Source organism: Calditrichota bacterium, from assembly GCA_013152715.1.
Classification (GTDB): Bacteria; Zhuqueibacterota; Zhuqueibacteria; order Thermofontimicrobiales; family Thermofontimicrobiaceae; genus 4484-87.
In genome coordinates, this window is record JAADFU010000200.1 from 27,111 (window position 1) to 50,144 (window position 23,034).

The following is a 23,034-nucleotide window of genomic DNA, read 5'->3' on the forward strand; positions in this document are numbered from 1 at the left end:
ATTTTCTTTTTCAGGAGGAAAAGCAATGATAAAAAAGATCATACCCGGATTGGTCGTGTGCCTGATGCTGCTATTTGTTGTCAGTGCAGCTTTGGCGGTTGAAGGGACACCTTCCGGAAAAACTCTAAATAAGAATTTGACCATAAGAGCGGTCAAGTATATCGATGTTAACCAAATCCGAAGTTCCGTGATGAACAACGGGACCTTTACTCGCCATCCGATTACCGGCAACGCTGATATGGAATGGCCAAAAGGTTCCGGAAAATATATCTGTTACAACGCTGGAATTTGGATTGCCGGAAAAATAAATGGCGACATTCGTACGGCGTGTGCCGACTATAATGTCGAGTATCAACCCGGCAAGATTTTACCGGATGGGACAGCAGACGATCCGTCAAAAGAGGAATACCGCGTGTACAAAGTGCATAAGGACTATCCGGATGGTGATGCGGCCCTTGAAATCGATTCTTGGGATACCTGGCGCACTTTTGCCGAGCAACAAGGCGCTCCTGCTGTGGCCGATGCTGATAATAATTGGATCGGTCTCGGTGATGAAATGCTGTATGCCGTTATGAACGATTTAGATCAAAACTTGCATAATGGCTGCTACAATACTTTGCCCATTGGTATTGAACTTCATCTGATTGTATTTGGTTTTGATCGCGCCGGATCTCTCGGAAACACTATTTTCATTAAGTATATTGTCATTAATAAAGGTCAGAATGATTTGCAGGAAGCCTACATTGGCGCCTGGGCAGACGTGGATAATGGCGATGCAAATGATGACTTAATTGGCTATGACCTCGATACCGGAATGAGCTATTGCTATGGCGGGAAACCTATAGATTCTACTTATGGACCGAAACCGCCGGCTTTAGGCTGGGATTATTTTCAGGGACCGATTGTCGATTCACCTGGCGATTCGGTGCAACTTCCCGATGGTACCGTTTACCATGACAAAAAAATGATCGGAGCGACCTCTTTCAATAAATACTACAATGGTAATGCAACATACAGTGATCCTCCGTACAGCGCTCAGGGCGCGTTGGAAGTCTGGAATTACCTCAGTGGTACGCAAAAAGATGGCACTCCCTGGGTGAATCCTGTAACAGGAGAAGTCACCACTTTTTCGAATACAGGAGATCCTGTTACCGGTACTGGCTGGTTGTCAACTATGGAAAACCCACCTGATGATATTCGTATGTTAACGGGTTCGGGTCCCTTTACTCTCTCGGTTGGTGACACGCAGAATATTGTTCTTGGTTGTGTCATTGCTCAGGGCAATAATCGTCTTTCAAGTGTGTCCAAGTTACGATTTTACGACAAGTTAGTGCAACAAGCTTATGATCTGAACTTTAGCATTCCGAGCCCGCCGCTTGCGCCGAATGTTGTCGTCACTGAAGATGATCGATCTGTTTTGGTAACCTGGAATAATGACGATGAGGATTATGTGCAAAAAGGTTATCAATTCGAAGGTTATAACGTTTATATCGGCTCATCAGCCGGTGGCCCCTGGAAAAGGTTGGCGACTTACGATGAGAATGACGGAATTCTTGTCGTAAAAGACGAGACTTATGATGACAATAGCGGTGTTACAGTGGAGTTACCGAGCGCTTTTGGTGAAGATAAAGGCCTCAAATATTACTACCGTTACACTAAAGACTATGAAGATCTTCCCATGGCAAATGGGCGTAATTACTACGTTGCGGTTACAAGTTACGCCGTGGGGCTGGAAAGTGTGCCTCGAATTCTGGAAAGTTCAAAGAATGTCTTGACAGTTACGCCGCATAAACCGCCCCTGGGAACGGTAGTGAATCAGGATTTTGGCCAAACTATTCCTGTGGAGCACTATCAAGGCGCCGCAGATACTTCGAAATATGAAATCTGGGTGCAAGTATGGGATCCGCTCCACGTGGAAACTGCTGATTATGAAGTTGACTTTAATCCGGATAGCAGTTGGACATTGCTCAAAAACGGACAGGCTGTTGAAGGCTATACCAATGTGACAAATTATGGTGTCGATAAGCAGTTGTCCGAAAAAACATCAATCTATGACAGTCCAATCGATTTCTTCATCGGAGTTGATGCAGATTTCGTTGCCAATGATGTTCTAACCTGGGTGCCCAAGCTTGTTGCAGACGCGGGTCCGGTAAATCCTGGCTTGGTGGATAGCCTCTCCCATCCGTATCTTAAGCTAAAATATAAAAATGATATGGCCAAATTTGGAACTTTTAAGAAAGGCACGTCAGATCCATCAATTTTATACAACAAGCTGGAAATTAGATTCACTGGTGTAATGGATTCCACAACGATGGAAGTTGTTTCCGGTGGTTCGATGTCCACATTGGAGTTCTCCTTTGGCGATGCGTCGCATTTTATTCCAGAGCATCCGAAGAATCCTAATCCTGGATCAAGAGATCCTTTCTTGCTAAGGGTTCCGTTTGAAGTTTGGGACATGGATCGCAATATCCAATTAAACACTGGATTTGCAGATTTTAAACAAAAAATTTCGGACTCCACGTTTGTCCCGACATGGACGCCAGAAGGTGATTGTATTATTTATGTGCTTGGTTCCGAATATGATGAGCAAGTCCACAATATCAGCTATACGGGCCAGGACACAATGGCAACATGGATGTTCACGTACCGCCCAGGAATGACGTGGAGCACTGGAGATATTGTTGAGCTCTCTTTTCCAGCGATTTATCCCGTCACAGGTAAAGAAGTGACCGTCCACATGAAAGGCCAGGATATTACGCTTACCCCTGACAAATTTAAATTTTCGATCAAGGGCCCTGAAACTGGCGTCTTGTCTGACGTAAAACAAAGATTGGATTTGATTAATGTATATCCGAATCCTTATTTTGCACACACGATCAGCGAAAAAGCTTTACATCAAGAGCATGTTACTTTCATCAATTTACCTGAACAATGCACGATTAGAATCTTCACTATCAGCGGGCAGTTAGTGCGAAAGATTGAGCACAATGATCCGAATTCCACTGTACACAACTGGGATTTGCGCAATGCAAATAATCTCCCGGTGGCGAGCGGATTCTATATTGCCTATATTGAGATACCTAATGTTGGCACGAAGATTCTGAAAATGGCTGTTATTTTCAGGGAACAGAGATTGAAAAATCTGTAATTAAAGTTAATGTATCATTAAATTTGGAATAATAAATTGGAGATAACACGATGAAAATAAACAAGGTAGTTTTTCTAATCGCAGTTATCGCCATTGTCTTCAGTGTAACTGCGTTATTCGCAGGAAATAAGGACAAGGTTGGCGGAGCGGGCGCGCAGCAGCTCATGATACCCATTGGTTCGCGTTCTCTTGCTATGGGAGGCGCTTCCAATGCAATGGTGAGTGGCAATGAGGCGATCTATTGGAACCCTGCCGGTTTAGCGGCGTCTGATGCGACGGCAGAGGCGACTTTCTCAAATATGCAGTGGATTGCCGATACTCAAGTTAATTTTGTGGCGGTTTCAGCAAAACTGGGAAACATCGGATCTTTTGGTGCCAGTGCGAAAATTTTCAGTTTCGGCAAGTTTGAGCAAACCACCGAATTTGAAACTGAGGGTACCGGTATTATGATTGACCCGACTATTAGTACGGTGGCATTAACTTACTCAAGACAAATGACGGACCGCATTTTCTTTGGTGTAAATGCGAAGCTCATTTCTGAAAATATTATGCGTACTTCAGCAACAGGAATGGCCTTCGATATTGGCGTTCAGTATATCAGCAGTCTCGGCGTACGCATGGGCTTGACGCTGAACAATTTTGGCGGTATGATGAAATACAGCGGTGGAGATCTGCAGAGAACAGTTGATCTTCCGCATACGGAAGCAGGCACTGAGCCAATGGATTTGCGTCTTGAAGCCCAGCAATTTGAACTGCCAAGCACATTTGAAATTGGTTTGGCTTATGACTATCGTTTGACTGATCAGCACGTTGTGACCGTGGCAGGAAATTTCAGAAGCCAAAACTACGGACTGGATGAAGTCCAGGGCGGCGTCGAATATGCTTTTAACAACATGTTTTTCCTCCGCGCCGGCTATGCTACTCAAACTGAAGATCAGGCAGACAATATTTTTGGTATGTCCGCAGGAGCCGGATTCAGATATGCGTTGCCTTCCGGCACGGCATTTGTCATTGACTATGCCTATCGGCAAACAGACTATTTTGAATCCAACCAGTGTGTTACTTTCTCGGTTCAGTTTTAGCTAAGTTGTTGATGGAGTTTTTTGGAAAAGGATTGATACAAATTATTGGTGTCAATCCTTTTCCTGCTTTTGGGGACCACAAGGAAGAAAAAACTAAACAAAAAAGAGCGGCCAAAATGAAGAAGATGATTTTGCTGGTGTACCTTGTTCTCATTTCAGGTCTATTTCCGAGTAAGATATTGGCTCAGAATAAGATAAACCTTGGTTTGAATGTGAAACAATTCAGATTCAACGCGGATACTTCTTTAGTCGAAATCTATTATGGACTACTCAGCGGCATTCACGCAAATCAAGCGAAAAAATCAGAATATGCCTTTGAATTGACCGCTAGCGCGGGAAAGCAAGATTTGTTTAGAAATATCTGGAAAGTTGAGAATCACTCGGATTTCAATGATAGTTCCGGAGCAAAATTAAAAGTGGATGTTCTCCGCTATCTTCTTACTCCCGGAAAATATGATTTTCAACTGATAGCTAAAGATTTGGCGACACCAGATCGCATTGACAGCGTAAGAATTAAAAATTTTATCGTCCGAAAAAATGCTGAAAACGTCACAATGATGAGCGATATTGAACTATCACGAGAGATAGCTCCTGCAAGTAGAGCGGGCGCTGAAAAATTTGTGAAAAATAATTTTCGCGTGGTGCCAAGCGTTCTCAACTATTATGATTTACAAAATCCCAATGTTTATTATTATCTTGAAATCTATCACGTTAAACAATCTTTCAAGGGAAAATATTTTTACATAAAAAGAACGATTTTGGATGGACAGGGATTGCCGGTTCCCTCTTTCCCTGTTTTCAACAAGAAAAAAAGAATTCGCGGAGATGATGATATTGAAGTGGGGATGTTTGGAATCCAAAATTTACCTTCTGGAAAATATAATTTGCATCTTGCTGTCGCCGATTCTTCCGGACATAATATTGCGGCGCGGCTCGTCGCCTTTTATGTAAATAATCCGACCGTGCAGCCTGAAAATCAAGCAAACATGTCTCTTGAAGACCAGATGGCAAAAAGCGAGATAGCTCTGGTAGATGTGAATGATTTAGATATGTTACTTGGAGCTTTGAAATATTTACTTGCGGAAAGTGAGCGCAAGATCATAGATAATATTAACACTGAAAAAGGAAAGAGATTATATCTTTTCAGGTATTGGAAAGAAAATGACAATAATCCGGATACAAATTCGCTGGAGTCGTTTCGAGATTTTATCTGGCGTGTGCAATATGCCAATGCAAATTTCAGCGATATTCGCATGAAAGGGTGGATGTCTGATCGCGGACGAATCTTGATTACATACGGGAAACCATCGGAAATTCAGTATTACCCCAATGTGCCGGATTTCAAAGAATTTCAGGCGTGGAGTTATGATGAAATTGAAAATGGAGTGGTTTTCATTTTTGGAGTGGTGGGTAGCTTTGGTGATCTCAAATTGCTTCATTCGACCAAGACCGGTGAAGTTTACAATGCGGGTTGGTTGGATTTGCTCAAAGTGAGTCACGGCCGTACCGGAATTGCCGACGAGACCAGGGGCACCAATGCAAGAGATTACATGCGAAGAATATTTCGGGATAACAATTTAGAATGGCCCCGGTATCTAAAATAAATGAAATTTAATTTGTAAAAATTATTTCCTCAAGTGAAGATAGTCCTATAATCAAAATTTAATAAAATATCAGTTTTTAAACAGGCGCGATGTGGAGAATGATCCCTTCATTGCGCCTTTTTTTGTTAAAAAATTGTTTTTTTCTCCTCTCTCCGGCAATGGTTCCAATTAATAGTGGGCACATAAAGCACTCGTAAAATTATTAAAAAGGAGCATATTGCACCCTGATAAAACATCGTCGGAAAAGATAACAATGTACTAACTTTAGTAATATCAATGAATTAAAATTAAATGTGTATTGCTGGCACTCTAATTGCATTAGAATATTTGCAATTTTGAAGGAGACTTGAAAATGAACATTTGTCTGGCAGCCTACGGGAATCGCATTGCATCATTGCTGGAAACATCGGACCGGTTAATTTTGCTTCATTCGCCTGACTTCGACAAATCAAATATGAAGACGATTCCCCTCTACAGCGGAGCCTATAACGACATTCTGAAAATTTTACAGGAAAATGGCGTGAATACACTCATTTGCGGCGCAATCACTGCCTGTGTGCATGATTTGTTGCAGGCGCAAAATATAAAGATTATTCCCTGGATTACCGGCAATGTAGCAGAGATCATTGATGCGCTGAGTCAAAACAGAATGCTCACTCCTGATTTCAACATGCCGGGCAGGGGCAAGAGAAGCCGTTTTCGCCATGGTTCAATGAGAAAACATTAAGCTATTTCATACTAAAATGAGGAAAAGGAAAATGAAAATTGCAGTAACAGCAATGGGAACAAATTTGCGAGCAAAAGTTGATCCTCGATTCGGTCGAGCGCAAAATTTCATCATTGTGGACCCTGAAACATCGGAATATGAAGCCATTTCAAACGAAGGGGTGAACGCGGCACATGGCGCCGGAACGCAGTCGGCGCTTTTGATGAGCCAGAATGGCGTGGAAGCAGTGATTACGGGCAATGTCGGCCCTAATGCGCACCAAACTCTCGCAGCGGCTGGCATCAAGATGTATCAGCTCAGCGATGCTACTGTCGAGGAAGCAATTGAAAAATTCAAAAATAATGAGTTGCAAGAAATTACTCAAGCCGGTCCTGCCGGGCATTAAACCAAAATTTTGGTGCTGAAATGTACGCAATTAACAGTGCAAAATGTGATGGGTGCAAACAATGCATGGAGGTCTGCGAGGCGGGAGCGATTTATTTGGTGGATGAAAAAGCTCGTGTTGAGCCAAATCTTTGTACAGAATGCGGATTGTGCATCGATGCCTGCCCGCAAAGTGCAATTGTTGTCAGCGGCTACGAATTGCAGGCAAAGTACTCGGACGAATTATCGCCGCAAAGGTCGTTTCTAACTCTTGCAAAAACAGGTCTGTCAGTCATGGGAAGTGTGCTGTTGCCTGTGCTCATGTCTAAAGTTAGTGACTTTCTTGTCTCGAAAGTAGAAGACGTCGGTGCACCCGCATCCCAGCAAAAGACTGGTGAGAAAATTATCCGCGGACAAGGGAGAAGAATAAGAAAACGAATGCGAAAAAAATTTAGCAGATAGGGAAGAGTGATTTTTCTGAAAAATGCTTTGTTGATTTTTTCGCTGCTGAGTTTTTTCCTGATGAAAAAGCAGCGGAGCATAACAAATACAATGGAAATTGCACCATGGGAAAAGTTATTTTACAGGTAGTCTTTGACAATCTGAGTTATTTGCCCGAACTGAAAACAGCCTGGGGATATAGCTGCATCGTCGAAACTGATTCAGACACAATTTTATTCGACGCCGGCAGCGATGGCGAGATTTTGCTGCACAATTTGACCAAATTGAAAATTGATTTAAAATCTATCAGTGCGATGGTTATTTCCCACGAACATTGGGATCACGTTGGTGGTTTGTGTGCATTTTTGCAGAAAAATTCAAATGTCACAGTTTATGTGCCCTTTTCATTTTCAGCAGAGGGGGAAAATGAAATTTTCAGGATGGGCGCGAAAGTAACGCGCGTAAAAAATAAACTGCAAATTGCAGAAAAAATTTATTCGTTGGGGGAATTGCCGGGAAGTGTGTTAGAACAATCGCTGATAGTTGACATACCGGAAGGCATGGTAATTCTCACCGGCTGCGCGCATCCGGGCATTGTGAAAATTGTTGAAAATGCAAAATCACTGTTCCCTCAAAAGTCAGTTTTTCTGGTCATGGGCGGTTTTCATTTGAAAGACAATGCGATTTATCAGATCAGAGAAGTCGCTGATCAATTAAAACAACTTGGAGTGCAGAAAGTCGCTCCGAGTCACTGCTCAGGAAATTTTGCTTTGAAATATTTCGCGTCAGGATTTGGAAATAATTTTATCAATTCAGGGGTTGGTAAAAAAATTGAAATACAGAAGGGGCAATAGGGTGTTTATGATAATAGCCATTAATGGTATTTTCATTTAACAAAAAGAAAATCATTAATAAATCTGGAGGTGATAATTATGCCAAGAGGAGACGGAACAGGACCTGCCGGACAGGGACCGGGAACCGGAAGGGGGCTGGGACGAGGAGGCGGACGTGGCAGAATGGGAGGAGCACGCCCGGGATCAGGTCCCGGCGGAAATTGCGTTTGTCCGTCATGCGGGACAGTGATTGCCCATCAGCGAGGAGTTCCCTGTTATCAATTGCAGTGTCCCAAATGCGGCGCCACAATGACCAAGGAATAGCGGGTGTTCAATGAAAATTTTGCACGATCTGGTAAATGCTGTCGATAGAAATTTTCCGGTGAAAGATGTTCAAGTCGGACTCCATTGGACGGCTGTAGTCAGTCGATTTTGCGGGCTGGCGTCGAGTCTGATCGATCCGCCACCGCATCAAAATCACAAAATTAGTGATGCGGGGCGGCTTCATCAAAAGAGCATTGGCGAATTGTCCGCTTTGATTTTTTCTGCCAGTCTGTCGGAGGCAAGCGTTGGACTGGCGGCGCTCAATTCACTGATTGAAATTGACGAAAGCAAATGCGAGCCGATAAATGCTTTTGAGATCATTGCTGAGAAGGGGACTGACAGGACCATTGGAATTATCGGACATTTTCCGTTTGTTTCTAAATTGAAAACAGTGGCGAAAAAAGTTTATGTTTTCGAGAAAAGGTTGCAGGAAGGTGATTTGCCTGCTTCAGAAATTGAGAATAAACTACCCGAATGCGATATCGTTGCTATTTCAGCGACAACTTTGATCAACCACACGCTGGAAAATGTATTGAGTTTTTGCAGAAAAGATGCGTTGAAAATTATGCTTGGCGCGTCAACACCGATGTTGGAGTTACTATTTGACTATGGATTGGATGTTTTAGCAGGAAGTAAAGTGGAAAACCCAGAGGAGGTTTTGATGGCCGTGCGCCAGGGAGCAACGTTCAAACAAATTCACGGGATCAAATTGCTGGCGCGGATGAGGAAATAAATAAAGGAGATTTGTTGCATGGTAGGTGTTTTAAAACATTCACTAATGATCACAGTGTTTGTTTTTGTGATGATGTTGATTGTTGATTTTGTGAATGTGATTACCAAAGGCAAAATGTCCTCGAGTTTGAAAACCAATCGCTGGAGTCAATATTCAATCGCTTCTTTTTTGGGAGCGACTCCCGGCTGTCTCGGAGCTTATTTGAATGTTTCATTTTACGTCCATGGCTTGCTTTCTTTCGGTGCGATAGTGGGCGGGATGATCGCAACTTCCGGCGATGAGGCATTTGTCATGTTGACGCTTTTCCCGAAAACAGCCTTGTTGTTATTCGGTATTTTGTTCGTTTTAGGTATCGTCCTTGCCTGGGTTACGGATAAGGTAACGCCACTGTTGCCCATTAAGCCATGTCACGAATGCAAGCTGCAACAAGTTCATACTGCCGATACATTTGCCGGTTTTGAAAAAGAAGATTTGATGAAAAATTTGTTGAAAATTTCGTGGCTGCGGTTGGGATTTTTGGCTTTCTCAATTTTGTTTCTTATGGCGTTAACCAGCGGCGCGATCGGGCCTCAGAACTGGGACTGGAAAAGAGTAACGATGACGAGTTTGATCGCGATTGCAGCTATCATCGTTGGTAGTGTTCCAGAGCACTTTTTGCGCGAACACGTCTGGAATCATATTGTGAAGAAACATTTGTGGCGAGTTTTTTTGTGGTCGTTTTTCGCTATTTTTCTGGTAGAAATCGGTTTCAAATATTGGAATTTGGAAGCATTTGTCAGAAATCACCATGCCTGGGTCGGAATTATTGCTGTGCTGATTGCGCTGCTGCCTGAGTCGGGTCCCCATTTGATTTTTGTAATGATGTTTGCTCAAGGAATGATTCCTTTCTCAATTCTATTAGCGAGTTCCATCGTGCAGGATGGGCATGGAATGCTTCCCTTGCTTTCTTATTCGATAAAAGATTCGGTTTTGATTAAATTGTTTAATTTGGCTTTTGGAGTCATTTTTGGTCTAACTTTTTATTTATTTGGCTTTTAATCCCTGGAAGGAGGTGACGAAAATGCCAGCAGGTGACGGAACAGGACCCATGGGAATGGGCCCCATGACCGGAAGAGCAGCAGGTTATTGCGCTGGTTACGGTAGACCTGGTTATGCGAATCCAATTTTCGGACGCGGCGGCTTTGGTTACGGACGCGGATTGGGCGGTTATGGTCGAGGACATCGTAATTGGTATTGGGCGACGGGACAGCCAGGTTGGGCGCGTTCGGGTTGGGGCGCGGCTTATCCGGTCAATTATGGCGTCGCTTATCAAGCGCCGGTTGCTCCTGAGCAAGAATTGGATATTCTGAAAAATCAGGCGAAATCGTTTCAGGATGCCCTGGAAAATGTGAACAAACGCATTGAAGAATTGGAAAAAGAATCTCATAATGAATAATTCTTCATGCACAAATGGGTGCTAAGGCTAATATATTTCTCCGGAATCGACAGCAACAGATACGAATTAGCCGCTACCAGAAACTGAATTCAAGTAACAGTAGGAATATTAGCCTTAGCATTTTTATTAATCAAAAGAATGTTTCAAATGCCAAAAACAAAACCGTTTGACGCAATGTGCAAAAGTTTCGCACTGGCTACGGCGATGGTGGATTTGTGGTCATTAAGGCAGTTTTCTCGACAAACCGGTGATAAAAATGTGCAAAAAAATTGAAAGTGAAAAAATATTTTGAGCGGAAATAAATTCAAACATTTATTCGGTCCCGTGCCTTCGCGGCGTTTGGGAATTTCGCTGGGAGTTGATCTGGTTCCGCATAAAACGTGTTCTTTGAATTGTGTCTACTGTGAGTGCGGAAAAACGACTGATTTAACAGTTGAGCGGAAGCAATATATTCCAACAACGGATGTAATTGAAGAATTGGGCGAATTTCTCAAAGATCGTCCAAAATTGGATTTCATCACTTTTTCCGGTTCAGGCGAACCTACCCTGCATTCAGGAATCGGTGAAATTTGTGATTTCATAAAATCAAATTTCCCCGAATACAAATTAGCGTTGCTGACAAACGGCACATTGTTTTTTGATCCGGCAGTAAGGCAGGAAGTCAAAAAGATTGACATTATTCTTCCGTCGCTGGATGCGGCGACCGAAGATATTTTCAAAAAAATCAATCACCCTCATCGAGATCTGAAAATTAACGCCATCATCGACGGGATCGTCAAATTGCGATCTGAATTCACCGGAAAAATGTGGCTGGAAATCTTCATTGTGCCCGGGCTTAATGACACATCGGAACAAATTGCGGCTTTGAAAGACGCGGTTCATTTTATTCAGCCTGATTTGGTGCAATTAAATACGCTTGACAGGCCCGGAACCGCCGAATGGGTTCGGCAGGCATCAAAAAAGACATTAGAAAAAATAGCTGAACAGTTAGATTGGGAAACGGAGATAATTGCAAATTTTAAAAAGAGAGAACAAATAAGCAGCTACAGCATTGATGTGGAAAACGCAATATTGCAAATGCTGCGTCGCCGGCCCTGCACAACGGCGGATCTTTCCGCATCTTTGGGGAAGCATGAAAATGAAATAAACAAATACATTGAAGCCTTGTTGGAGAAAAATATTATTGCTGCAAAAAGAATGTCGCGCGGTAATTTTTTTCTCACTCAAACTGAGGCTGAAGAAAATTGAAAAACATGCTTTGATGATGAACAATGTCAAAAAAATGTGAGTAATTGATTAGAATTAACCGACAATGATTAGTTTTTGTTTAGTGACAAACTGGAGGTAGTTATGCCATTTGGATTTGGAGGCGGAAGAGGACGTGGACGAGGTGGCGGCGGTGGCGGTCGCGGAATGGGCGGAGGAGGAAGAGGACGGTTTTTATCAGAAAAAAATAATTTTTGTATTTGTCCCAATTGCAAAACAGTTGTACCGCATCAGTTAGGAGTCCCTTGTTATCAGACGATTTGCCCCAATTGCGGCACTCCGATGACGCGACAATTTCAATCGGGTCTGCAAAACGCAGGACCAGTACCAACGGCAGCGCCAATGGCGCAGATCCCCAACGTAGATGCGGAAATGTGTACGGGCTGCAGAAAATGTCTCAATGTTTGTCCGGTAAATGCCATTAAAATGGTTGATAACAACGCGGTCATTGATGCCAATCAATGCAGTGGCTGTTTAGTCTGCATTCCTGCTTGTCCGTTTGGGGCAATTAAGGTAGGAGAGAATGGCTGACAAAACAGCACAATTAAAAATGGGGCAGAAGATTGCATTTTGGGCGACTTTGATCACGTTGCTGCTTTCTGCGCTCAAAGGCGTGGTAGGCGTTGCGTTTGATTCCAAAGTGTTGGTCGCTGATGCCTTTCATAGCGGTGCTGACAGTATCGCCATTTTCGCATCGGGATTCGGACTGTGGCTTGCGGCGAGAAAAAAAAGCGAGCGTTTTCCGTACGGTCTCTACAAAGCGGAGACATTTGTAACTTTGTTCATTGGCGGATTCATTGTGTGGGCAGGCGCGGAATTACTGATTGAAGGATATCGCAAATTATTCGTTGTGCCTCCGATCATAAAATTTCCGATTTTGCCTGTTTGCGCATCGGTAATTTCGATCGTGATTGCCTTTTTTATCGCCAGAAAAGAGAAAAAAGTCGGCGAGCAGATTCACTCGCAATCTTTAATTGCCAACGGCAAGGAATCGTTTCTGGACATTTTCTCATCGACTGTGGTTTTGCTGGGCATTCTCGTGGCTTATTGGCGCATTCCCTACGTGGAAAGCGCAATTATCATATTGATTTCCTTGCTGATTTTGAAATTGGGAATGGAAAATATCTGGAATTCGCTGCTGGTTTTGATGGATGCAAATTTGGACAAGCCTTTGCAGGGGGAGATAGAGAAGCTTGTTTCAGAAGTAACAGGCGTCAAGTCGGTGAATCATGTGAAAATCAGGCAAGCAGGTCCTTTTCGCCTGGTGGAAACCGAATTTGCCACAAATCCATCAATTACAATTTTTCAGGCGCATGAGATTGCCGATGATGTGGAAAAACAAATTATGGAAAAATTCCCTTCTGTGGAATCCGTATTTGTCCATGTGGAGCCGTCGCGCCAGCGAGAAATTCGTGCGATTATTCCGGTAAAAAATATCGATGGTCTGCGTTCGCAGGTTAATAGTCATTTCGGCAGAGCGCCGTACTTTGTCATTTTGAAAATATTTGATGACAATGTTGAAATTGAAGACTTTTACCTCAATGAATTTTTAGATCGTAAACAGCACATTGGAGTGCACGTTGTTAAGGTAATCGTGAATTACGATCTGGACATGGTTTTCACAAGCCAAATCGGTGAAATCTCTTTTTACATGCTGAAGGAGAATTTTATTGATCTTTATCAGATTGGCAATGAGGATGCCAAGGTGGAAGACGTGATAGCGATGTACAAAGAAAACAAGCTTCCGCGCATTACCGCACCCACGCACTCTGTGGATGAAGCGGAAGTTGAAAAGGAGTAAATCGTTTCCGGGGTTGTGTCATCTAAAAAGAAAAAAAGTGTCTCATAAATTAATCAGTTCATTCCATACAAGGAGTTTCAAATATGAAAATCGCCGTTGCAACCGACGATAAGATTTTCATTCGCAAGGGACATTTTGGCGAAGGAAAATACTATCTGATTTATGAAATTCTGAACGGGAAAATATTTTCCGAAGAATTGCGGCCTAATCCGGACGTGCTTGAAGAAAAACATCAACACGGTAATGCCGAGAGAGTTATGGAATTGCTCAATGATTGCCAGATTTTTATGGCGCAAAGCATGGGGAAAAAATCAATTAAAAAACTGGCGGAAAACAGTTTTGAAGTGATCATTTCCACTATTGAAGAAGCCGAAAAAGCCGTTAGCTCTTACCTTGATGGCCAGGATGATTTGTTCAAGTATTACGACAAGGAAGCAGATGCCTTGCTTTCCTGCGCCAGCAGAAGTTAGGGAGCTTTGCTGGAAAATAATTTTCGTCGGAGAAAGCAATTTCTGAAAGCACTTATAATGCGAATGACCAGTTAAAATTGAACATAAGTCGCTAATTTATTGTTTTTAAAAGGCTGACGCCTTAACTCCACTCCAATTTAGGAATTTTAGGAATTAAGCCGTAAGGCTTTTATTATTTTCATTGCTATTTTACTTAAAATTTTCCAACTGGTCATTCATATTTATAGTCAAATTTGCAAAAGCCATTGACCGGGAACTTTTCTTTTTCTCTATTGCGATATCAAAGATTCAATTTTCGTGACCGAATTCAAAAAGATTATCCGCATTAAAAGGATCGACAAAATATGTCCATCTTAATTAAAAATAAAAACTGCGCCATTTGCAAGTTGCTGCATCACTGCGGCTCCGGAGGCCCGACTTGCTAATTTGTTTGTTACTAAAATGACAGATAACAATTAACCATGTAATGGAATTAGCGGGCAAAAAAAGAAATGAAAGGTGATTTTTCATGAAGGCGATTGATAAAACAAACATTAATGGCGTGGCGTTGAGAAACCGCTTTTTTATGGCTCCGGTGAAAACCTCGATGGGACTTCCCGGAGGAAAAGTGACTGAAGATAATATTAAATTCTACGAAAAAATAGCGAAAGGGGGGACGGCTGCCATTATTTTGGAGCCGATGGCTGTGCTTCCGAGCGGAAAAGAACATCCGAAACAGTTGAGTATTCATGATGACTCTTTTGTTGGCGACATCAAAAAACTTGTTGACACGATTCACAAAAATGGCGCTGTTGCTGGCATTCATCTGAATCATGCCGGTAGAGCCGCCAATCCTAAAGTCATTGGACAAACTCCATTGGCGCCGTCAAAAATGGTATGTCCGACTACGGGCACTGAAGCACAAGAAATGACAACAGAACAAATTCAGGAAATTGTAGCCGGTTTCGGCGCGGCAACGAGACGCGCGGTGGCTGCAGGAGCCGATTTTATCGAAATTCAGTTTGGTCACGGGTATCTCGTGGCGCAATTTTTTTCTGAAAGGACAAATAAAAGGACCGATGAATACGGCGGGAGTCTGGAAAATCGGCTCCGCTTTGCCCGCGAAGTCCTTGACGAAGTGACTAAAAATAAGGGCAATTTGCCGTTCATCGTGCGCGTTTCCGGACAAGAATTTGTTGACGGCGGGCTTGTGCCGGAAGATTTAGCGCCGCTTTTTGAGTTGAGCGAAAACTACGGGGCGTCTGCGTTGCATGTTGGCTACGGAAATGCTTGCGATAATCCGCCCTGGTACTACAACCACATGGCGATGCCCGAGGATGAGCAATTTCGCGTTTTGAAAGCGATCAAAGAAATGACCAACTTGCCGCTGATAGCAGTGGGAAGAATGGGCTTTGTCCCGAAAATAGACAAGGTTTTAGGCGAAGGTTTGGCGGATTACATCGCCTTGGGTAGGCCGCTGATTGTTGACCCGGAATTTCCCAACAAAATGATTTCCGGCAAGGAAGAGGAAATTATTTTGTGCGGCGGTTGTCTGGAAGGATGTCTGCGTTCTGTGAAAAAAGGCGAGAAGATCAAATGTATCGTTAATCCCGATTTCAACATGCCGAAAATTACTCCGTCCGAGAAATCGCGAAAGGTGATGATTGTCGGCGGCGGAATAGCAGGAATTTCCGGAGCAATTCATCTGGCGCGCAAGGGACACAAAGTCACAATTTTCGAAAAAAGCGATCATCTTGGCGGTCAGGCGGAATATGCCCCGACGCTTTCATTTCTCAAACAGCAATTACAGCGCACCATTGACAGCGTAAAAAGACAGTTGAGAACTGTAGATGTGGACGTAAAACTTGCTACTGAAGTAACGCCGGAATTGGTGGAAAAAGAAAATCCGGATGTCCTAATTGTTGCCACGGGCTCAAGGCAGAATATCCCTGCGATTAAAAATCTCGAAACCCAGTACTATCTGACCTCGCTGAATTTTTTCTCTGATCCGAGCAAAGTAAAAGGAGATCGAATTTTGATCGTTGGCCTTGGAATGATCGGATTGGAAGCAGCAGCAATTTTGGCAAATCAAAATAAAGAAGTGGTCGGTGTAGAGCCATTACCGGAGGCGGCAGCGAATATGGAGCCCATTACCAGGAAAGTTCTGCTGATGAAGTTGGCAAAAATGAAAAATGTGACGCTATACACCAATACATTAGTGAAAGGTTTTGCAGATGACGCCGCTATCATCAGCCGAAACGGAGAAGAAAAACAGCTTGCGCCTTTTGATACGGTGATTATTGCCGCGGGAATGAAGCCGATGACAGATTTAGCTGAAAAATTGCAATCGTGCTGCAACGGCGAAGTTTACGCCATTGGTGATGCTCACGAGGTCGGTGACATCAAATCCGCGTTCACAGAGGGGATGGAATTGATCAATAAGGTTAAGTGATTTTTCCCTTGGTTTTTTGCGGCAAAAACGGAAATGATGGTTTCCGTCGACTAATAATCGTGGGACCTCTCCCAACTTGGTTAAAACCGATTATGGCGGAAACCATCATCTTGTTTACAAAAATTAGCGCGGCAGGCGAAGAGAATAAATTTTTATCATTTAAACGAAAGTGAGTAAATATGAGCGAATCAAAAGTAGAAGTGACTGGCTTTGAAGCTCGTCACTACGACAAGTTAATGAATTTCCTGACTTTTGGCAGCTATCCGCTTTTCATCCGTCGAGCAATTCAAAAAATGAATATCCGACCGAAAGATAAGATACTGGATATGGGCTGCGGCACTGGCAGAAATAGCTGCCTGATGGTGAAATATCTTTCCGATGCGGGAAGCATCATCGGACTGGATATTGGCGAGGAGATGATTCAAAATTTCGAGAGGAAGTGCCAGAAATTTTCTAATGTAATGTTGCAAAAGAGGAGAATTGAAGAACCCCTGCCTTTTGAAGGCGAATTTGATAAAGTTTTTATCTCATTTGTTTTCCACGGCTTCCCCGACGACCAAAAAGAATTCATTGTTAAAAATGCAAAAAAAGCGCTGAAAAAAGGCGGTGAATTCTTCATTCTGGATTACAATGAATTTGATTTGGAACAGAAAAGCTGGCCGATTCGGAAAGGTTTCAAAAAAGTCGAGTGTCCGCTTGCTTTTGATTATATTAAAGGTGATTGGAAGAAGTGGTTATCGGAGCGAGGATTTGGAAATTTCACTGAAGATTTCTTTTATTGGAAAATTGTGCGACTTTTAAAAGCAGAAAAATTATAAGAGAATTGACAGAATTGTTTGAGTAACTTGAGATTAGTTTGATTGACGAAAGTGATTGATGAAACAAAAAGATCTTCCTGAAAATTATCGTTGGAACTTCACTATGGGGCTGATCCATGGCGTGATGTTTAGTTTTGGCATGGCATTCAGCGAACCGTTTGCAGTTCTGCCTGTTTTTATGAATGCTTTTACCAAGTCGAAATTGCTCATTGGCTTGATGATCAGCATTATTAAGTCCGGCAGTGCTTTGCCGCAATTGCTTATCGCGCGAAAAATGCAGGGATTAGCAAAAAGCAAACCGATTTTGATCAAGGCGCTGTGGATCCGCTGGCTCGCCTGGGGATTTTTAGCCGTGGTCACTTTCGTTTGGGGCAGCGGCAATCCGGTTTTTGTCGTCATCGCATTTGTCGCTTTTCTGACGATTTTTTCCATTGGCGGCGGCATCGCGGCGATTCCCTACTTTAACATGATCGCGCACGCCATTCCGGCGGAACGCCGCGGAAAATTTTGGGGCACAAAACAATTTTTAGGCGGGTTATTCGCTGTCGCTGCGGGCTACTTGGTGAAGCTCATTCTCAGTAGTAAGAAAATGGATTTCCCGCAAAATTACAGTATGCTGTTCTTTGTGACATTTGTTGTTCTCGCTATTTCCTACACCGGCTTGTCCCTGTTTCGCGAGCATGAATTTGCGCCTAAAAATGGCAAAAAGCCACCGCTGTTGCGGCAAATAAAAACTCATCTGCGCCGTTATCCTCCGCTCGGCTATGGCGTTTTAACTAATATTTTGAGCTACAGTTTATTCCTTTCATTACCATTTTTTGTGCTGTATGCCAAGGAAAAATTATCATTTCCCGCCGCGTGGATTGGCTATTTCATTTCAGCCCAAATGTCAGGTGCAATTTTGTCGAATTTAATCTGGTCGAGAATATCCGATCGTGTGGGCCCGGCTACCGTAATTCGCGGCGCTGTTTCTATGGCGTTTCTGGCGGTCACCATGGCGCTGTTTGCCAATTCATTCTGGAGTTATCTGCTGGTTTTCGTTTTTGTCGGTTTTTTTATGGATGGCGCCAATATTGGTTTCAGCAACTATTTTTTAGAAATCGGCAATGCAGAACTGCGACCGCTGTTCCTGAGTATTAGCGGGACGTTGAAATTTCCGGTTTATTTTTTTCCGCTCGTCGGCGGCATCATTGTCGACAATTTTGGTTATCAAATTTTGTTTCTGACCAATCTCGCGCTTATCGCCATTGGTTTTGTGCTATCTTTTTTGCTTTGCGAACCGAGACGCGGAGATAAGGAGTGCGAAATCACGTATGAAATCACAGATATTTGATGGAGAGTTGCTATGAGAAGAAATTTAATCGTTTCGTCCGTCATTCTTTTGTTGATTTAAAATATCCGATTTGTTCAAGTTTAAGCTTTAATGCTACTAAATTCCAATGGAAAGAATTTCTTTTTTGACATAATGAAGATTATTTACAAGATCAGAGAAACTGCAGGCGTGTTTTTCTGAACCTAAGGCGAAGTCATTTTTAAAAATTTTCAATAAATCATTTGATTTATTGAAGGAATATGCTTATTTTTCATTTAAACCTGCAGGTTAGGATTTTGTTGCCACAATGAGAGAAAATAACGGCTTTTATGAAAGCTAATAATCCAATCTGAAACCGGAGGTAGCAAAATGAAAGCAGAGCAAATTGTACAGGGGCTTTTATCGGAAGCTGGTATTAAAATCAACGGGCCTGAGCAATGGGATATTCAAGTTAAAGACAATCGTTTTTACCAAAGAATTTTGAGTGATCACGCGCTGGGGCTTGGCGAGTCTTACATGGACGATTGGTGGGAATGCGAAGCGCTGGATGAGTTTATCAGTCGGCTTCTCAAGGCGAGGATCGATGAGAAGGTAAAAGGCAACTGGAAAATGGCGCTTTATATTTTGCAGAGCAAACTTTTCAATCGGCAAAAGAGGTCGCGCGCTTCTCAAGTCAGCGAGCAACATTATGATTTGGGAAACGATTTTTACCAGACCATGTTGGATAAGCGAATGAATTACACCTGCGCTTATTGGAAAAATGCCAAAAATTTAGACCAAGCGCAGGAAGCAAAATTAGATCTTGTGTGCAAAAAAATTGGTCTGGAAAAAGGGATGACGGTGCTGGAACTCGGCTGCGGCTGGGGCAGTTTTGCTAAATTTGCCGCAGAAAAATATGGCGCCCACGTTGTCGCGGTCAATATTTCCACGCAGCAGGTCGAATTCGCCAGAGAGTATTGCAAAGCATTGCCTGTAGAAATTCGCCATCAAGATTACCGGGAAGCTGAGGGGAAATATGATCGGGTAATTTCCATCGGCATTTTGGAGCACGTGGGCTACAAGAATTACCGTACTTACATGGAGGTGGCACATCGCTGTCTGAAAGATGACGGCATCGCTTTCATTCACACCATCGGAAATAACGTCAGCACGACTTACGTCAATGCCTGGACCAACAAATACATTTTCCCGAACGGTATGCTTCCTTCCATCGCGCAAATTTCCAAAGCCCTGGAAGGTCTTTTTGTGATCGAAGATTTGCACAACATTGGCCCTGATTACGACAAGACGCTGCTGGCGTGGTACAATAATTTCGAAAAATCCTGGCCCAAATTCAAAGACAGATACGGCGAACGTTTTTTTCGCATGTGGCGGTTTTACTTATTGAGCAGCGCTGGCGGATTTCGCTCCCGTCAGCATCAACTGTGGCAATTTGTTATGACCAAGCCGGGACGAAAACAGCCGCATTGCCGAATTTGCTAAAGAAAGACAGGAGTGACTATGGTTCGCGCTGAAGTAATAGTCGTCGGCGGCGGTCCCGCTGGCTCGACCTGCGCCTGGAAATTGAAGCAGCTTGGCATTGATGCGCTGATTTTGGATAAAAAACCATTCCCGCGGCTTAAATTATGTGCTGGCTGGATTCAGCCGGAAGTAATTTCGGATTTGGAAATTGAAATCGATGACTATCCGCACCGCATCGTGAGGTTTGATCGTTTTCGCGTGCACATTAAAAATAAAAATTTGAAGATCCCGGTGAATCAATACGCCATCCGAAGAATCGAATTTGACGAGTGGCTTTTGCAGCGTTCAGGCGCTGATGTTCACACGCACGAGGTGAAAAATATTGAACAGCGCGGTGAATTTTACGTGATCGATGAAAAATTCGAGTGCCGCTATCTCGTGGGCGCTGGCGGGACGTATTGTCCTGTTTATCGAACTTTTTTTAAAGAAAAGAAACCCAGACGCAAAAATTTAATGATCGCCAGCCTGGAGCATGAATTTGCATACGATTATCAGGACGAAAATTGTCATCTTTGGTTTGTGCAAAACAATCTGCCGGGTTACTCCTGGTACGTGCCCAAAGGAAATGGCGTCCTTAATCTTGGCGTTGGCGGCTACGCGGAGAAAATCAAGGCGAACAGGGATACAATCAAAAATCAGTGGGAATTCTTCGTCAAGGAACTCAAAAAGCTAAACTTGGTTCAAAAAGTCGATTTTGAGCCCAAAGGATATGTTTACTTTCTCCGCGATGATAACGATTTTGTTCAAAATGGACGTGCTTATGTAATTGGCGATGCTGCCGGTTTGGCAACGAGAGACATGGGCGAAGGAATCGGACCCGCGGTGCGCAGCGGCATTTTGGCGGCGGAATCGATAGTTCAGAAGAAACCTTTTTCGCTGAAAAGAATCAAAAAGAATAGTTTCTCGAAGCCGGGAATGTTGTACAAGTTAGGGCGAGCATATCTATTGAGAAGTTATGATTAAAGATCAGAAACACAATGAAATAATTCTGGACAGCATCGCCGATGGCGTTTTTACTGTGGATTGCGACTGGCGAATAACGTCTTTCAATAAAGCCGCGGAAGGAATCACCGGCGTCTCTAAAAAAGAGGCGCTGGGAAGCATCTGTCGCGATGTTTTTCATTCCAATGTGTGCGATAGCCAGTGCGTTTTGAAACAGAGCATCAAAGAAAACAGGTATATCAGGAATAAATCGATTTACATCGTGAATGCCAAAGGCGAACAGGTGCCGATTACCATCAGCGCTGCGCCTTTGAAAGATGAAAGTGGCAAAATTATCGGTGGCGTTGAATCATTTCGCGATGTTTCGGAAATCGTTGAATTACGAAAAAAGCTTGAAAAAAAATATTATTTTCAGGATATAATCAGCAAAAGCGCGGGAATTCAGAAAATCTTTAGCATCTTGCCGGACATCGCTGTGAGCGACAGCACGGTTTTGATTCGAGGCGAGAGCGGAACCGGAAAGGAATTGTTCGCACAGGCGATTCACAATTTGAGCAATCGCGCTAAAAAACCGTTGATCATCGTCAACAGCGGAGCGCTGCCGGACACATTATTGGAATCTGAACTGTTTGGCTACAAAGCCGGCGCTTTCACCGACGCCAAAAGAGACAAGCCGGGAAGGTTTGCGCTGGCTGATAGCGGTACTATTTTCCTGGATGAAATAGGGGATGTTTCTCCGGCGCTGCAAGTTCGTTTGCTGCGCGTTTTGCAGGAGAAAACTTACGAGCCGTTGGGTTCCACAGAATCAATAAAATCGGATGTGCGTATCATTGCGGCGACCAATAAAAATTTGGAAAAAATGGTTGAAGAGGGGACATTTCGGGAAGATCTGTATTATCGGCTCAATGTCGTTTCCATTTCTCTTCCGCCATTACGAGAGAGGAAAGAGGACGTTCCGCTGCTCGTTAATCAGTTTATCGACAGATTTAACAAATTAAAAAATAAAAATATTGAAGGCGTCTCCGATGAAGTGTTGACCGTGCTGATGAATTACGATTTTCCGGGAAATATCAGAGAATTGGAAAATATCATTGAGTACAGTTTTATTCTCTGTCACGGAAAAACGATTCACATCAACCATCTCCCGGAGCAGTTGACGTCGAAATTCAGGAAAGTGAGTCAGCAAATCACTGCCGGAATGACTCTGGCCGAAATTCAAAAGCGTGCGGTGGAGCAGGCACTAATTCGAAATAATTGGAAAAAAATGGCGACAGCCCGAGAATTGAATGTCGACAAAGGCACTTTGCGGAGAATGATTCAAAGATTGGGAATTGAAGAACCTTAAAATAGAGGTACGAAGATGAAAATTGCCGTGACAGCAAAAGGCGGCTCTATGAGCGCGCAAACAGATGAAAGATTTGGTAGATGCAAATATTTTGTGATTGTGGATTCTGAAACCATGGGCTTCACTATTTTTGAAAATCCAAGTTTCGGAGCAGCCAGTGGCGCGGGCCCTGCGGCAGCGCGAGAGATTTCCCGGCACAACGTAGAAGTTTTACTAACTGGCAATGTCGGCGTCAATGCGCAGCAGGCGCTGGACGCCGTTGGGGTTAAGGTGGTGACAGGAGTTGGCGGCTTGACCGTGAAAGAGGCCGTAGAAAATTATTTGCAACAGCAATGATTGAAGGCAGAAAGCATACGTGCCTTGGTTAGCAAATCAATGAATTAGAGCAGTGGTTCAAATACAAAAAATTAAATTGTTTAAAATATTCAGATAGTTGTG

22 protein-coding genes are annotated in these 23,034 nt (G+C 43.2%); all 22 read left to right on the forward strand.

Annotated features, from left to right (window positions below; genetic code table 11):
* The first annotated feature begins 25 nt into the window (after positions 1-25).
* The 22 genes from GXO74_15925 to GXO74_16030 all read left to right on the forward strand — a co-directional run bounded on the left by GXO74_15925 (position 26) and on the right by GXO74_16030 (position 22,932).
* Positions 26-3,148, forward strand: coding sequence for a T9SS type A sorting domain-containing protein (locus GXO74_15925; protein ID NOZ63140.1), 3,123 nt, complete (start codon positions 26-28; stop codon positions 3,146-3,148).
* Positions 3,149-3,198: 50 nt separating this feature from the next.
* Positions 3,199-4,230 carry a PorV/PorQ family protein gene (locus tag GXO74_15930; protein ID NOZ63141.1) on the forward strand — a complete coding sequence of 344 codons (1,032 nt, stop codon included), beginning with the start codon at positions 3,199-3,201 and terminating at the stop codon, positions 4,228-4,230.
* Between the two features lie 116 nt (positions 4,231-4,346).
* The gene (locus tag GXO74_15935; GenBank protein NOZ63142.1) at positions 4,347-5,834 is read left to right on the forward strand and encodes a GWxTD domain-containing protein; all 1,488 of its coding nucleotides are present in this window, start codon (positions 4,347-4,349) and stop codon (positions 5,832-5,834) included.
* 352 nt (positions 5,835-6,186) lie between these two features.
* Positions 6,187-6,561: a hypothetical protein gene (locus GXO74_15940; protein ID NOZ63143.1), complete on the forward strand. Its 375-nt coding sequence runs from the start codon at positions 6,187-6,189 to the stop codon at positions 6,559-6,561.
* A gap of 31 nt (positions 6,562-6,592) precedes the next feature.
* On the forward strand, positions 6,593-6,946 hold the full coding sequence (locus tag GXO74_15945) for a dinitrogenase iron-molybdenum cofactor biosynthesis protein (protein ID NOZ63144.1): 354 nt from the start codon (positions 6,593-6,595) through the stop codon (positions 6,944-6,946).
* A gap of 20 nt (positions 6,947-6,966) precedes the next feature.
* Entirely contained in the window at positions 6,967-7,386 is a 420-nt protein-coding gene (locus GXO74_15950; GenBank protein NOZ63145.1) for a 4Fe-4S dicluster domain-containing protein, read from the forward strand.
* A gap of 104 nt (positions 7,387-7,490) precedes the next feature.
* Positions 7,491-8,219 (forward strand): MBL fold metallo-hydrolase, encoded by a 729-nt coding sequence (locus tag GXO74_15955; protein NOZ63146.1) that lies wholly within the window; start codon positions 7,491-7,493, stop codon positions 8,217-8,219.
* Positions 8,220-8,297: 78 nt separating this feature from the next.
* Entirely contained in the window at positions 8,298-8,522 is a 225-nt protein-coding gene (locus tag GXO74_15960) for a hypothetical protein (protein ID NOZ63147.1), read from the forward strand.
* Positions 8,523-8,532: 10 nt separating this feature from the next.
* Positions 8,533-9,255 (forward strand): DUF364 domain-containing protein, encoded by a 723-nt coding sequence (locus GXO74_15965; GenBank protein NOZ63148.1) that lies wholly within the window; start codon positions 8,533-8,535, stop codon positions 9,253-9,255.
* A gap of 18 nt (positions 9,256-9,273) precedes the next feature.
* The gene (locus tag GXO74_15970; protein ID NOZ63149.1) at positions 9,274-10,293 is read left to right on the forward strand and encodes a selenocysteine protein; all 1,020 of its coding nucleotides are present in this window, start codon (positions 9,274-9,276) and stop codon (positions 10,291-10,293) included.
* A gap of 22 nt (positions 10,294-10,315) precedes the next feature.
* The gene (locus GXO74_15975) at positions 10,316-10,690 is read left to right on the forward strand and encodes a DUF5320 domain-containing protein (GenBank protein ID NOZ63150.1); all 375 of its coding nucleotides are present in this window, start codon (positions 10,316-10,318) and stop codon (positions 10,688-10,690) included.
* Between the two features lie 288 nt (positions 10,691-10,978).
* Complete coding sequence (locus GXO74_15980) at positions 10,979-11,938, forward strand: radical SAM protein (GenBank protein ID NOZ63151.1); 960 nt, start codon at positions 10,979-10,981, stop codon at positions 11,936-11,938.
* Between the two features lie 102 nt (positions 11,939-12,040).
* Entirely contained in the window at positions 12,041-12,487 is a 447-nt protein-coding gene (locus GXO74_15985; protein NOZ63152.1) for a 4Fe-4S dicluster domain-containing protein, read from the forward strand.
* Positions 12,480-13,757 (forward strand): cation diffusion facilitator family transporter, encoded by a 1,278-nt coding sequence (locus GXO74_15990; protein NOZ63153.1) that lies wholly within the window; start codon positions 12,480-12,482, stop codon positions 13,755-13,757. The genes GXO74_15985 and GXO74_15990 overlap by 8 nt, the downstream gene beginning before the upstream one ends.
* Before the next feature lie 83 nt (positions 13,758-13,840).
* Positions 13,841-14,227, forward strand: a complete 387-nt coding sequence (locus GXO74_15995) for a hypothetical protein (GenBank protein NOZ63154.1) — start codon at positions 13,841-13,843, stop codon at positions 14,225-14,227.
* A 508-nt stretch (positions 14,228-14,735) separates the two neighbouring features.
* On the forward strand, positions 14,736-16,658 hold the full coding sequence (locus GXO74_16000; GenBank protein NOZ63155.1) for an FAD-dependent oxidoreductase: 1,923 nt from the start codon (positions 14,736-14,738) through the stop codon (positions 16,656-16,658).
* A 179-nt stretch (positions 16,659-16,837) separates the two neighbouring features.
* Complete coding sequence (locus GXO74_16005; GenBank protein NOZ63156.1) at positions 16,838-17,476, forward strand: methyltransferase domain-containing protein; 639 nt, start codon at positions 16,838-16,840, stop codon at positions 17,474-17,476.
* A gap of 58 nt (positions 17,477-17,534) precedes the next feature.
* Entirely contained in the window at positions 17,535-18,809 is a 1,275-nt protein-coding gene (locus tag GXO74_16010) for an MFS transporter (protein ID NOZ63157.1), read from the forward strand.
* A gap of 348 nt (positions 18,810-19,157) precedes the next feature.
* The gene (cfa, locus tag GXO74_16015) at positions 19,158-20,270 is read left to right on the forward strand and encodes a cyclopropane fatty acyl phospholipid synthase (protein NOZ63158.1); all 1,113 of its coding nucleotides are present in this window, start codon (positions 19,158-19,160) and stop codon (positions 20,268-20,270) included.
* Positions 20,271-20,288: 18 nt separating this feature from the next.
* Positions 20,289-21,272, forward strand: coding sequence for an NAD(P)/FAD-dependent oxidoreductase (locus tag GXO74_16020; protein ID NOZ63159.1), 984 nt, complete (start codon positions 20,289-20,291; stop codon positions 21,270-21,272).
* On the forward strand, positions 21,265-22,596 hold the full coding sequence (locus tag GXO74_16025) for a PAS domain-containing protein (GenBank protein NOZ63160.1): 1,332 nt from the start codon (positions 21,265-21,267) through the stop codon (positions 22,594-22,596). The genes GXO74_16020 and GXO74_16025 overlap by 8 nt, the downstream gene beginning before the upstream one ends.
* Before the next feature lie 15 nt (positions 22,597-22,611).
* Positions 22,612-22,932 carry a dinitrogenase iron-molybdenum cofactor biosynthesis protein gene (locus GXO74_16030; GenBank protein ID NOZ63161.1) on the forward strand — a complete coding sequence of 107 codons (321 nt, stop codon included), beginning with the start codon at positions 22,612-22,614 and terminating at the stop codon, positions 22,930-22,932.
* Positions 22,933-23,034: the final 102 nt, after the last annotated feature.